This window comes from Bordetella muralis, from assembly GCF_965139205.1.
GTDB classification, from domain to species: Bacteria; Pseudomonadota; Gammaproteobacteria; order Burkholderiales; family Burkholderiaceae_B; genus Bordetella_A; species Bordetella_A muralis.
In genome coordinates, this window is record NZ_CBCSIU010000005.1 from 124,928 (window position 1) to 137,829 (window position 12,902).

Annotated in this window: 14 protein-coding genes; 1 reads left to right on the top strand and 13 read right to left on the bottom strand. The window is 60.0% G+C overall.

The features are described 5' to 3' along the window. Positions 1–205: 205 nt before the first annotated feature. The 3 genes from ACNA0I_RS10315 to ACNA0I_RS10325 form a co-directional block, all read right to left on the bottom strand. Positions 206–1,417 carry an MFS transporter gene (locus ACNA0I_RS10315; protein ID WP_415805910.1) on the bottom strand — a complete coding sequence of 404 codons (1,212 nt, stop codon included), beginning with the start codon at positions 1,415–1,417 and terminating at the stop codon, positions 206–208. A gap of 35 nt (positions 1,418–1,452) precedes the next feature. Next, a complete protein-coding gene (locus ACNA0I_RS10320) occupies positions 1,453–2,067 on the bottom strand; it encodes an NADPH-dependent F420 reductase (protein WP_415805911.1) in 615 nt (204 codons plus the stop codon). 96 nt (positions 2,068–2,163) lie between these two features. Beyond that, positions 2,164–2,928 (bottom strand): 3-oxoacyl-ACP reductase family protein, encoded by a 765-nt coding sequence (locus tag ACNA0I_RS10325; protein ID WP_415805912.1) that lies wholly within the window; start codon positions 2,926–2,928, stop codon positions 2,164–2,166. 116 nt (positions 2,929–3,044) lie between these two features. On the opposite strand from ACNA0I_RS10325, the gene ACNA0I_RS10330 reads away from it, so the two are divergent. Beyond that, complete coding sequence (locus ACNA0I_RS10330) at positions 3,045–3,974, top strand: LysR family transcriptional regulator (protein WP_415805913.1); 930 nt, start codon at positions 3,045–3,047, stop codon at positions 3,972–3,974. Between the two features lie 167 nt (positions 3,975–4,141). On the opposite strand, the gene iscX is transcribed toward ACNA0I_RS10330, so the two are convergent. The 10 genes from iscX to uvrB form a co-directional block, all read right to left on the bottom strand. Then, positions 4,142–4,336: a Fe-S cluster assembly protein IscX gene (iscX, locus tag ACNA0I_RS10335; RefSeq protein ID WP_415805914.1), complete on the bottom strand. Its 195-nt coding sequence runs from the start codon at positions 4,334–4,336 to the stop codon at positions 4,142–4,144. Next, positions 4,336–4,677, bottom strand: a complete 342-nt coding sequence (gene fdx, locus ACNA0I_RS10340) for an ISC system 2Fe-2S type ferredoxin (protein ID WP_415805915.1) — start codon at positions 4,675–4,677, stop codon at positions 4,336–4,338. The genes iscX and fdx overlap by 1 nt, the downstream gene beginning before the upstream one ends. Before the next feature lie 3 nt (positions 4,678–4,680). Further along, on the bottom strand, positions 4,681–6,597 hold the full coding sequence (hscA, locus tag ACNA0I_RS10345; protein WP_415805916.1) for a Fe-S protein assembly chaperone HscA: 1,917 nt from the start codon (positions 6,595–6,597) through the stop codon (positions 4,681–4,683). Between the two features lie 64 nt (positions 6,598–6,661). Further along, positions 6,662–7,174 carry a Fe-S protein assembly co-chaperone HscB gene (hscB, locus tag ACNA0I_RS10350; RefSeq protein WP_415805917.1) on the bottom strand — a complete coding sequence of 171 codons (513 nt, stop codon included), beginning with the start codon at positions 7,172–7,174 and terminating at the stop codon, positions 6,662–6,664. A gap of 2 nt (positions 7,175–7,176) precedes the next feature. After that, the gene (iscA, locus tag ACNA0I_RS10355; RefSeq protein WP_415805918.1) at positions 7,177–7,500 is read right to left on the bottom strand and encodes an iron-sulfur cluster assembly protein IscA; all 324 of its coding nucleotides are present in this window, start codon (positions 7,498–7,500) and stop codon (positions 7,177–7,179) included. Between the two features lie 3 nt (positions 7,501–7,503). Continuing rightward, on the bottom strand, positions 7,504–7,926 hold the full coding sequence (gene iscU, locus ACNA0I_RS10360) for a Fe-S cluster assembly scaffold IscU (protein WP_415805919.1): 423 nt from the start codon (positions 7,924–7,926) through the stop codon (positions 7,504–7,506). A 31-nt stretch (positions 7,927–7,957) separates the two neighbouring features. Beyond that, complete coding sequence (locus ACNA0I_RS10365; RefSeq protein ID WP_415805920.1) at positions 7,958–9,169, bottom strand: IscS subfamily cysteine desulfurase; 1,212 nt, start codon at positions 9,167–9,169, stop codon at positions 7,958–7,960. 16 nt (positions 9,170–9,185) lie between these two features. Beyond that, entirely contained in the window at positions 9,186–9,719 is a 534-nt protein-coding gene (iscR, locus tag ACNA0I_RS10370; protein ID WP_415805921.1) for a Fe-S cluster assembly transcriptional regulator IscR, read from the bottom strand. A gap of 294 nt (positions 9,720–10,013) precedes the next feature. Then, positions 10,014–10,505, bottom strand: a complete 492-nt coding sequence (locus ACNA0I_RS10375) for a low molecular weight protein-tyrosine-phosphatase (RefSeq protein ID WP_094821936.1) — start codon at positions 10,503–10,505, stop codon at positions 10,014–10,016. A gap of 326 nt (positions 10,506–10,831) precedes the next feature. Beyond that, a complete protein-coding gene (gene uvrB, locus ACNA0I_RS10380) occupies positions 10,832–12,859 on the bottom strand; it encodes an excinuclease ABC subunit UvrB (protein ID WP_415805922.1) in 2,028 nt (675 codons plus the stop codon). Positions 12,860–12,902: the final 43 nt, after the last annotated feature.

Here is a 12,902-nt window from a genome sequence, read left to right on the forward strand (position 1 = left end):
TACGAAAGCTGGCTGGCAACAGGGGGCGGGATGGTGACGCCAAGCAATGCGATTCCGTGCTGGCTGATCGTCGTAGAGGAACTGGATCGAGTGCTCTCTCGCGTAGGCTGAAAGTTCTCCGGTACGTCCCTCGTCCCCATCGAGATATTTGATATCGCAGAGCTGGCCGCGGGCCGCCAGCGCGAAGATTGCAGACGTTGAATGGCTATGCATCCCGTCTTTTACGTTCTACAGCGCGTCCGGAGATGAACATCACGCCAGCCCCGGCGAGTGCTGCAAAAATCACATACACGATCACGCCCTCTGAGCCGGACCTGTCAATGATCAAGCCTCCTAAAACCGCGCCCATGGCAATGGCAACCTGGAAAATCGATGACAAGAGCGCGCCAGCACTTTCGGCGTGATCGGGTGCCACACGCGCGTTCCAGATCGAGATCGAGACCGGAAATGCGCCGAACGCGAACCCCCAGAGCGCGGTCGCCGTGAACGCGACGCCCGCGATCGTCCCAAAGACGCTGAGCGCGAGGGCGACGCCGGCAATCAGGAACGATGCACTGGCTACCGCCCACGCAGGACTGCGCTCGGCGATGGCTCCGCCGGCGAAATTGCCGAGGAACCCGCCGAGCCCGAAAACCAGGAGAGCGAGCGAGACGGTCGAAACCTCAAGACGAGGCACTTCCTCAAGGAAGGGGCGGATGAAGGTGAAACCTGCGAAGTGCCCGGAGACGACAAGAAGTGCTGTTGCCAGACCGATTGCCACCGAGCGGCGCGATAGCGCCGCCTTGAAAGAGGCAAGGCCAGGGGCCGAAGTGGCTGGAAGCCTGGGTAGAGTCAGCATCTGGACGACGAGCGCTACCGCGCCAATGCCGGACGCAGCCAGAAAGGTTGCTCGCCATCCCCACAGTTCTCCCAGAAATGCGCCCAACGGCGCGGCGAAGACTGTCGCGACCGAAATGCCCATGATGATGATTGAAATCGCTCGCGGTACCTTGTCAGCAGGAACTAGCCGCAGGGCGAGCGCAGCCATCATGGCCCAGAAACTGCCAAGGGCGAACCCCAACAGTGCTCGGGCTATCAGGAGGATCGTGATATTGGGTGCATAAGCCGAGAGAACGTTGGAGAGAACGAGCATTCCCATCAGTCCCCAGACGATCTTCTGCCTGTCCAGTCGGCCCGTGCCCAGAATAAGAAGCGGACCGGCGATGGCAGCGATCACGGCCGTGGCCGTAACGGCTTGGCCCACCATGCCATTGGAGACGCCTAGCTCAACTGCCATTGGAGTCAGCAAACTAACAGGCAGAAATTCCGCCGTCACCAGACCGAAAGCTCCGAATGCCAGAGAAAAGACTGCCAACCATGCGGCATGCGACACAGCAGCAGGCTGGGTCAGAGCGGTTGAATCGGTAGTATCAGACATGCATTGATCCTCGATTGGGTATTGGGGTGCGGTTGTCAACCAAACTGCACCAGTTCTAGCGAGGGCAACGGCCCACCTGGGAACTGCGTCATGCGTCCACCCACGGCCAGCGTGCCGAGATCGATACCCGCGAAGCCCAGTTGATCGATCAACGCACTGACCTGCGCCTTGGCGGGGTGGTGGTCGCCCGCGAAGAACAGAACGCGTCGCCCTCCGCGCTCCGCTGGATCGGCGAAGAGCAGTTGGGGACGGAGATGATTGAATGCCTTCACAACGTGCGCACCCGGCACCAGATCAGCGAATGACTGGCTCGATGTGCGACCATGAAGGTCGATGGGCTTGAACAGCGGCGCCTCGATCGGATTGTTAGCATCGATAACGATGCGCCCCTCGAAATCAGGCAGCCCGGCTAGGGCACCCGGCAACTTCGACCAGTTCACCGCGACCAACACGATGGCCTGCGCGGCCGCTTCCTCTCGTGTGCCGGCGCGTATGCCGGGACCAATGCTCTGCACCAGCACTTGCAGACTCTCCGGCCCGCGGCTGTTGGACAGGATGGCCGGGATGTTGCAGCGTGCCAGCGCGCGCGCGAAGGCCGCGCCGATATGACCTGCACCGATGATGCCGATAGAAGGAAGCGACGGGTTCATGATGAATCTCCTCGACCGAAGATGAAGTGCTGTCTGATGATGAAGATTGGCTTTGCAGTCGTACGGAGCGGACTAACGGGTCCACTCCAGAGGCGCTCAAGACGTGAAACCGCCGTCGACCAGGATGTCGGCACCCGTGACATAGGATGCCTGTGGACTGGCGAGAAACGCCACGACGCTGGCGATTTCATTCGGCTTGCCGTAACGGCCGACGGCGATACCGGGGATGAGCAACTTGGCCCACTCGCTATCGACCGGATTCATGTCCGTGTCTACGGGCCCGGGGTGCACGGTATTGACGGTGATGCCACGCGGGCCCAGGTCGTATGCCAAGCTGCGGTTAAAACCAGCGATGGCTCCCTTGGTGAGCCCGTACACCGAGAGGCCGGGCACACCGGCATACTTCGTCGCCGAACTACCGATGTGCACGATGCGGCCGCCTTCCCTCATGTGGCGTACGGCTTCCTGCGTGGCAACGAACACGCCCGTGACGTTGACCGCGAGCATCGCTTGATAGTCCTCGAACGTAATCTGGTCGATCGGGCTCGCCGACGCGATTCCGGCGTTGTTCACCAGAATGTCCAGACCGCCAAATGTCTCGACCGTCTTGGTGATGGCCGCGCGCACGGCGTCCGGATCCGCAGCATCGGCGACGATGGCCAGCGCGCGGCCACCGGCCGACTCGATATCCGCGATCGTTTGCTTGGCCGAGTCAGGCGAGCCGCGGTAGGTAAAGGCGACCTGGGCGCCGTCCGCAGCGAGTTGCTTGGTGATGGCCGCCCCGATTGAGCGAGAACCGCCGGTGACGAAAGCCGTCTTGCCGACCAGCGGAAGCGATTGGGTAGAAGTTGTGTCGTTCATAGGTCACTCCGTTTAAATGCCGAGATATTCGGTGGAGTAACTTTCGCGCTTTTATTGCTCGTTGATTAGTATCAAATGACTTGGATTATCTTCAAGCATTAGTTTAATATCCACAGATGGAGACCTTGGCCAACTTGGAGTCATTCGTGCGCAGTGCCGAGAGCGGAAGCTTTTCGGCTGCGGCGCGGCGGTTGGCGCTCACGCCGGCAGCAGTAAGCCGGAACGTGGCCATGCTGGAGCGCAACCTAAAAGTACGGCTGTTCCATCGCTCAACCCGCAAGTTGACGCTGACCGAGGCGGGTGAAGCATTCTTGAGCGCGATCGGCGGCAATCTGGAGTCTTTGCAAAACGCCATTGCGTCGGTATCGGCAGATGACGGACAGCCTGCGGGCGTGCTCAAGATCAGCCTGCCGCCAACCTTCGGGATGAGCCACATTCTGCCGCTACTGCCGGACTTCTTGCAGCGCTACCCTCGCATCAAGCCCGAGTGGCATTTCGAGAACCGCGAGGTGGACCTGATCGCCGAAGGCTACGACGCCGCTATTGGTGGTGGCTTCGAGCTCACACCCGGCATGGTCGCCCGGACATTGGCACCAGCGCACATCATCGCCGTCGCATCTCCTGCCTATCTGGCCCGACGCACGACACCTGCTGACCCATCCGGACTGATTGAGCTGGACGGAATCGTCATGCGTTCACTCAAGTCGGGCCGCATCCGTACCTGGAATATGCGCAACGCACAAGGCGATCAGGCTGCCGCGTTGATGCGCGAGACTTTGGTGGTCAACGACCCTGCTGCGCTGAGGGAGTCGGTGCAGCTAGGCTTAGGTATCGCCATGCTGGCCGTGCCTGATGTGCTAGCAGGATTGGAGTCGGGGCAGCTTGTGCGAGTTTTGCCGCGCTGGTGGGCCGATGCGGGCGCAATCTCGCTCTACTATGCGAGTCGCGACCTGCTCCCGGGCAAGACGCGAGTCTTTATCGACTTCGTGATCGAGGCATTCGAACGTGAAGACTACGCACGTCGCTTTGCCGGTAGCTTGGGATAAGAGCGTATGAATGCCTCACCGATAGCAAGCAGTCCTCCATGAAGGTGTGGCAGAACTCCTTCATGATCGGTGCCTTGCGGCCCGCAACAAAAAACCCCGGCCACTGAGCGCATGTCCCAGTGTCGGGGTTTCATTCTTTGACGTGACCTCGCACGCCGCGCGGAAAATCAATCCGCTTCTTCGATCCATGCCATTTGGATCGCCTCGAGGATTTTTTCCCCGCTGCGGCTGGGATCATCATCAAACCCGGGCAAGGCGATGACCCATTCACGCAGCTGCGTAAAACGCACGGTGTTGGGATCGACATCCGGATGCGTATCCACCAAGGCGGCGGCGATATCGTATGTATCTACCCACTTCATCAGTGTGCCTCTTTCGCGTGATTGATCGTGTATTTGGGGATCTCGACCGTCAGGTCGGTGTCCTCGACAATCGCCTGGCACGACAGACGAGAAGTCGAGCTCAATCCCCAAGCCTTGTCCAGCATGTCTTCTTCGCTATCCGACGCATCCTCCAACGAGGAAAAGCCTTCGCGCACAATCACATGACAGGTCGTGCAGGCACATGATAATTCGCACGCATGCTCGATATCAATGTGATTGTTGAGCAGGACACGGCAGATAGACTGACCCTTGGGTGCGTCTTCGATGACGGCACCCTCGGGGCACAATTCCGGGTGAGGCAATACGGTGAGTTTAGGCATACGTCAGGCGAGTTCGTCTAATTTACGGCCAGCCAGCGCTGCACGGATACCACGATCCATGCGGCGGGCGGCGAATTCTTCGGTGGCATCGGACAAGGCTTGCACAGCGGCGCGTACGACGTCGACATCGTCAGCGCCTTGCGCAGCGGCGGCAGCCGCGACACGCTCGTCCACCAACTGTCGTTCCGCCGTGTCCAACAAGTCCCCATCGGCAGCCAGCGCGGCCTGCACGGATTCAACGAGTTGACGGGCCTCGACCTGCTGCTCACGCAGCATGCGGGCTCGCGCATCGCTGTCCGCCTGCGCCACGCTATCGGCCAACATGCGGGTGATCTCGTCATCCGACAGGCCGTACGAGGGTTTGACCGACACTGAGGCCTCGACACCGGTGCTTTGCTCGCGCGCCGTCACGCTCAACAGACCATCGGCGTCGACCTGGAACGTCACGCGAATCCGCGCCGCACCTGCCACCATGGGGGGAATGCCCCGCAACTCGAAACGGGCCAGCGAACGGCAGTCGGACACCAACTCACGTTCGCCCTGCACCACATGCACGCTCATGGCGCCTTGGCCGTCTTTGAACGTGGTGAACTCCTGGGCGCGTGCCACCGGAATCGTGCTGTTGCGAGGAATGATGCGTTCGACCAGGCCGCCCATGGTTTCCAAACCCAGCGACAGGGGCGTCACATCCAATAGCAACCAGTCCTCGCCAGGCATACGGTTGCCGGCCAGCAAATTGGCCTGCAATGCCGCGCCCAGCGCTACCACTTGATCGGGATCCAGATCGACCAGAGGCTGCGTTCCAAACAGATCACCCACCGCTTGACGGATCACCGGCATACGAGTGGCTCCGCCTACCATCACGACGCCTTTGACCTCGGACACAGTCAAATCCGCATCACGCAATGCCGCGCGGGCACGATCCAACGTACGGCGCACCAGCGGCTGCGCCAACTGTTCGAACTGGGCACGGCTCAATGTGACGTTCAACGCACGGCCGTCTTGCAACACCACGTTCAGCGTCGCGCTGTCAGCGTCAGACAAGGCCTCGCGCGCCGCACGGGCGGCAACGAGCAAAGCACGACGATCGGCGGGGGCCAACGACCTGAGCGACGATTGACCATCATGAGACGCATTGGACACTGCTCCCGCAGCGCCCTCACCCGCCAAAGCCGCGTAGGCATACTCGCCGATGAGCCAATCGAAATCGTCGCCGCCCAATGCGGTATCGCCTCCGGTAGCAACGACCTCGAACACCCCTTTGGTCAAACGCAGGATGGAAACATCAAACGTGCCTCCGCCCAAGTCATACACAGCGTAAGTGCCCTCGGCAGCCTGATCCAGGCCATAAGCGATCGCCGCAGCGGTAGGCTCATTCAACAGGCGCAAAACATTCAGACCCGCCAAACGTGCCGCGTCGCGCGTCGCCTGACGCTGCGCATCATCGAAATACGCGGGCACGGTAATCACAGCACCGACCAAGTCATCGCCCAACACGTCTTCGGCGCGTTGGCGCAAGGTAGCCAATATCTGTGCCGAGATCTCGACCGGGCTCAAATCGCCCTGTACAGTGCGCAGCCGCACCATGCCCGGTGCGTCGACAAACTCGTACGGCGCTCCGCTGGCCACAGCCTCATCGAGCGAACGCCCCATGAAGCGCTTGACCGACACAATAGTGTTCAAAGGATCCGCAGCCTGCTGCGCCAATGCTTGCCGGCCGATGTTGACTTTGCCATCGGCAAAATACCGGACGGCGGATGGCAGCAAGGCTTGGCCATCGGCGTCGCGCAGGACCTCTGAGGCACTGCTGCGCACGGCGGCGACCAAGGAATTTGTCGTTCCCAGGTCGATGCCCACTGCCAGCTTGCGTTGGTGTGGCGCTGGCGATTCGCCAGGCTCGGAAATCTGCAATAAGGCCATGATTATGCTTCGAATCGAAAAACGAAAAAGCGGCGCAAGTCGCGCAACGCCGGCACTATAACCGCTAGTGGGTCACTTGCACCGCGGCGAGTTCTTGCGCCAGTTTCTCGACGAACATCCACTCTCGTACTTTGCTGCCCGCGGCGGCGTAGTCCTGGCGCTCGTCGAGCAATGTCGTGAGGGTGTCTTGCATCTGCTGGCGCGCCTGAGTCAACTCGGCTCCGAGCGCTGCGTACGCGTCAGGATCGTTGCGCGCATCGTCCAGCATTTCGCGCCATTGCATCTGCTGCATCAGAAACGACACGTCCATCGACGTATTGCTTTCGGTTTGCAGATCGACGCCTGCTTGCTCGCACAAATAACGCGCCCGTAATAACGGGTCCCGCAACTGCCGATAAGCCTCGTTGGCACGCGCCGCCCACTGCATCGCGACACGGCGCTCGGCCGGACTGGCCGTCGCAAAACGATCGGGATGCACCTGTGCAGCCACCGTACGCCACGCGCTCTCGAGTGCCTGTCCGTCGATATTGAATCGCGCGGGCAAACCAAACAAACTGAAGTGATCGTCCGCGGCCAAGACTACACCGTGAACGACTCGCCGCAGCCGCAGGTCGCCTTTTCGTTGGGATTGCTGAACTTGAAGCCCTCGTTCAGGCCTTCGCGCGCATAGTCGAGCTCAGTGCCGTCCAGATACGAAAGACTCTTGGGATCGACGAACACCTTGACGCCAAAGCTTTCGAAGATCACGTCTTCGGATGCGGGGTCATCGACATATTCGAGCTTGTAAGCCATGCCCGAACATCCCGTGGTACGCACGCCAAGGCGCAGGCCAACGCCCTTGCCACGCTTTTGCAGGTAGCGCCCAATATGCGAGGCCGCCTGTTGGGTCAAGGTTACGGCCATCGCTCAGCCCGCCGTCGCAACCGCCGCTGCGTCAGCTTGCGCGGGCACAGCATGCTTGTCTTTGTAATCCTGGACGGCAGCCTTGATGGCGTCTTCGGCCAAAATCGAACAGTGGATCTTCACGGGCGGCAAAGCCAGCTCTTCGGCAATCTGCGTATTGCGGATGTTGAGGGCTTCGTCCAGCGATTTGCCCTTGACCCACTCCGTCACCAGCGAGCTGGACGCAATGGCCGAACCACAGCCATAGGTCTTGAAACGTGCGTCTTCGATGATGCCCGAATCGTTCACCTTGATTTGCAGCTTCATCACGTCGCCGCAAGCCGGCGCGCCGACCATGCCGGTGCCGATCGAGTCGTCACCCTTTTCGAACGAGCCCACATTGCGGGGGTTTTCGTAGTGATCCAGAACTTTGGTGCTGTATGCCATGATGTTTCTCCTGTATCTGTCGCGGGGCAGCTTAGTGGGCAGCCCACTGCACGCTATTCAGGTCAATGCCTTCCTGGGCCATTTCCCACAGAGGCGACATATCGCGCAATTTGCCCACGCGGCTCTTGATGAGTTCGATCGTGAAGTCGACTTCCTGCTCGGTAGTGAAGCGACCCAGCGTAAAACGAATGGAGCTGTGCGCCAGCTCGTCATTGCGGCCAAGCGCCCGCAACACATACGACGGCTCCAGGCTGGCCGAGGTGCAGGCCGAGCCGCTGGAAACGGCCAGTTCCTTGATCGCCATGATCAGCGACTCGCCTTCGACATAGTTGAAGCTGACGTTCAGATTGTGCGGAACGCGATGCTCCATGCTGCCGTTCAGGTAGGTTTCCTCGATCTGCGACAGACCTGCCCACAAACGATCGCGCAGCATGCGGATGCGTTCGTTTTCAGTGCCCATCTCCTCGCGCGCCAGACGGAATGCTTCACCCATACCGACGATCTGGTGCGTGGCCAGCGTGCCCGAGCGGAAACCGCGCTCGTGACCACCGCCATGGACCTGCGCCTCGATACGCACACGCGGCTTGCGACGCACATACAAGGCGCCGATGCCCTTGGGACCGTAAGTCTTGTGTGCCGAGAACGCCATCAGATCGACTTTCAGCTTTTGCAGATCGATCTCGACCTTGCCGGTAGCCTGCGCCGCATCCACGTGGAAAATAATGCCCTTTTCGCGGCAGATCTCGCCCAGTGTCTCGATATCCTGGATCACGCCGATTTCGTTGTTGACCATCATCACCGAAACCAGAATGGTGTCGGGACGAAGCGCTGCCTTGAAAACGTCCAGATCCAGCAGACCGTCATCACGCACATCGAGGTAGGTAACCTCGAAGCCTTGGCGCTCCAGCTCCCGACAGGTGTCCAGCACCGCCTTGTGCTCGGTCTTGACCGTAATGATGTGCTTGCCGCGCTCGGCGTAGAAATTGGCTGCGCCCTTGAGGGCCAGGTTATCCGACTCGGTCGCACCGGACGTCCAGATGATCTCGCGGGGATCGGCGTTGACGAGTTTGGCGACTTCGTTGCGGGCGTTTTCGACCGCCTCTTCGGCCTCCCAGCCGAAGGCGTGGCTACGCGATGCGGGGTTGCCAAAGTTGTCGTACAGCCAAGGCACCATTTTGTCGACCACGCGCGGATCGACTGGCGTGGTGGCAGAGTAATCGAGATAAATTGGGCGAGTGGTCATGAAGTGCTACTCCTGCTTATACGGTGGCGTCGGCGGCTACGGCGGACACGGTCGCGACGGTTTCGCCCGTCCCCCGCTCCATCCGTACGGTGGAACCTTGTGCCGCCTTGGAGGCCTCCTGCAGTTGGCGCAGACGTTGCTGATCGACCAAATCTTGCAGGGAAACGGAATCTAGGTAATCGACCATTTTGCGGTTCAGCGTGGTCCAGAGCTCGTGCGTCATGCACTTGCCGGACTTGCCGTCACGACCGCTGGTGCAGTCGTGCTTGCCGCCACAGCTAGTGGCGTCCAGCGGCTCGTCTACCGCAAAAATGATGTCGGCAACCGTGACATTGCGCGCGAGACGGGCCAGCGAATAACCGCCGCCAGGGCCGCGCACACTATCGACCAGCTCGTGCCGGCGCAGTTTGCCGAAGAGCTGCTCGAGATAAGAAAGCGAGATATTCTGGCGCTGACTGATCGCCGCGAGCGTTACCGGACCGCTGTGCTGCCGCATGGCCAGGTCGATCATCGCGGTAACCGCGAAACGCCCCTTTGTAGTGAGCCGCATGGTGGATTCCTGTGGAAACGTGCTGGCGCCCATCACCGGGCAACCAATACCTGAGTAATTGCGTCAAGTATAGCAAATTCCCGACTAAATTGCTAAGTCATCTTCGGGAATATACATATAAGCCAGATAGCGAGGAGACCACCCGGACCCGGCTCGCAGCCGGCCACAGAGATCACACCCTACAGCCCGCACAACGCCCCTCACCCAGAATCGGGAGGCACGCATCCACCATAAAAAACCGCGCCGAGGCGCGGTTTTTGGGCTGGCCGAACCAGCTTAAGCTATAGCCAATGATTAGGCTGCCTGGTACTGGGTAGCCCGCTTGCGGACCAGTTCCAGTACGCCCTGACAGGCATCCTCGAGGTAATCCAGGACCTTGCCGAAGCCATCGAGGCCGCCATAGTACGGATCAGGCACTGTGGCTTCTTCGAATTCGTTGGCAAAGCGCATCAACAGCATCAGCTTGTGCTGATAAATTTTCGGGCATTGCTGTTGCAGCGCGGAAAGGTTGTCCCAATCCATAGCCAAAATGAGATCAAATTCGCGGAAGTCGTCCGCCGTCACCTGGCGGGCCTCGCAATGGTTGATCTCGTAGCCGCGCTTGCGAGCGGCCGCCTGGGCGCGGGCGTCAGGCGCCTCGCCAATGTGATAGGCATGCGTACCAGCGGAATCCACACGCACCACGTCCCCCAAACCGGCATCGCTCACCAAATGGCGAAAAACGCCCTCTGCGCTCGGGGAGCGGCAGATGTTACCCATGCAAACGAAAAGTACCTTGGTCATCATGGGTGTAAGTCTGCGGGAAAACCCGGAATATAGCAAGTTTTTTTTGCAATTGCGCAACTGGGCCGCTCTTTAGTGTTACTGTAATTTTTACGTTAAAAGTCAATGACATAAAACAATAATTACAAGTAAAACATCAGCTATTTGGACCATTGCTTGTAACAAACCCGTTGGATTGACCGCAGCGCAGCAGCGACCTGTAACTGCCGCCGGTCGATGCGCTGAAGCACCGCCTCGTTAAGGCTATTGACCGCCCCTCTCGAGCCTGCGCAACGGCACGATGAGACCCGCGTCGCGGAGCCCAAAGGTGCACGTTCCAGGCCCTCCCGCTAGGCCGCCCCATCCAACAAGACGCGTTGCTTGAGCGCGTTCAGCGCGTCTCGCGCAGCGGCGGCTTGTTCGAACTCCAGGTTGCGGGCGTGGTCCGTCATGAGCTTTTCGAGGCGGCGAATCTCCTTCGCCACGGCCTTTTCGTCGGCCAAGACCTCGGGGCCGATGGCCGCCTCCAGCGTATCGTGACGAACCGGGGCAACGATGCCGTCGATGAGTTCGCGCACCGCCTTGTTCACGCCACGCGCGGTGATGCCGTTGTCCACGTTGAATTGCAGTTGCTTGTTGCGCCGGCGCTCTGTTTCGTCCATGGCTCGCCGCATGGAAGCAGTGATCTGGTCGGCGTACAAAATGGCATGGCCGTTGAGGTTTCGCGCTGCGCGGCCGATCGTCTGGATCAAGCTGCGCTCCGAACGGAGAAAGCCCTCTTTGTCAGCATCGAGGATGGCGACCAGCGACACCTCAGGGATATCCAACCCCTCGCGTAGCAAGTTGATGCCGACCAACACATCAAAGGTGCCCAATCGCAGATCACGAATGATCTCGACCCGTTCGACTGTGTCGATATCGGAGTGCAAATAGCGAACCCGAACGCCGTGCTCGGACAGATAATCCGTCAAATCCTCGGCCATGCGTTTGGTCAGGGTCGTGACCAGCACCCGTTCCTGAGCGGCCACGCGTTGCTTGATTTCGCCCAGCAAATCGTCGACCTGGGTACGCGCGGGGCGCACTTCGACCTGAGGATCCACCAACCCGGTCGGCCGTACAACCTGCTCGACCACGTTATCCGCATGCTCTTGCTCGTACGCAGCAGGCGTCGCCGATACAAACACGCACTGGCGCATACGCGCCTCGAATTCCTCGAGTTTCAATGGGCGGTTGTCCAGCGCAGAAGGCAGCCGAAAACCATACTGCACCAGGGTTTCCTTACGCGCCCTGTCCCCCCGATACATACCCCCCAGTTGCCCGATCGTGACGTGGCTTTCATCGATGAACATCAATGCATCGGACGGTAGATAGTCGATCAGCGTAGGCGGCGGCTCGCCTGCTGCTGCCCCGGACAAATGCCGGGAGTAGTTCTCGATGCCCTTGCAAAACCCGAGTTCTTGCAGCATCTCCAGATCGAAACGCGTACGCTGCTCCAGGCGCTGCGCTTCGACAAGTTTGCCGTCGGCAGTCAAAAATTTCAGGCGCTCGCGCAGCTCTTCCTTGATCGTCTCGATGGCGCGCAGCACGGTATCACGCGGCGTGACGTAGTGCGAACCCGGGTAGACGGTAAAGCGCGGGACTTTTTGGCGCACGCGGCCCGTCAGCGGGTCGAACAATTCCAGCGCCTCGATCTCGTCATCGAACAGCGTCAGGCGCAGCGCCAATTCGGGGCTTTCCGCCGGGAAAATATCGATCGTCTCGCCGCGCACACGGAATGTGCCACGCGTGAAGTCCGCATCGTTGCGCGTGTACTGCATGGCGACCAGGCGAGCCAGGATTTCGCGCCGGGAAATGTGGTCCCCAGAGCGCAGAATCAACACCATCGCGTGGTAATCACCGGGATTACCAATACCGTAGATACACGAGACGGTTCCGACGATCACCGTGTCGCGCCGCTCCAGCAGACTCTTGGTCGCAGACAGGCGCATTTGCTCGATATGTTCGTTGATGGACGAATCCTTTTCAATGAACAGATCGCGCGTGGGGACGTACGCCTCGGGCTGATAGTAGTCGTAGTACGACACGAAATACTCGACGGCGTTCTTGGGAAAGAACTCGCGCATTTCGGCATACAACTGGGCCGCCAGCGTCTTGTTTGGCGCCAATACCAACGCGGGCCGACCGAGCCGGGCGATGATATTGGCCATGGTGTAGGTCTTGCCCGAGCCTGTCACACCCAGCAAGGTCTGGCACATCAAACCGTCACGAATGCCCTCGCTCAGCCCCTCGATCGCGCCAGGCTGGTCGCCTGCGGGCGGATAGGGCTGATACAAATAAAAGGGGCTGTCGGGGAAATCGACGAATCCAGGAGCTGTCATGCTAGACTGTCTGAGGGTAAACCCCCCATTATCCACAGCAGTG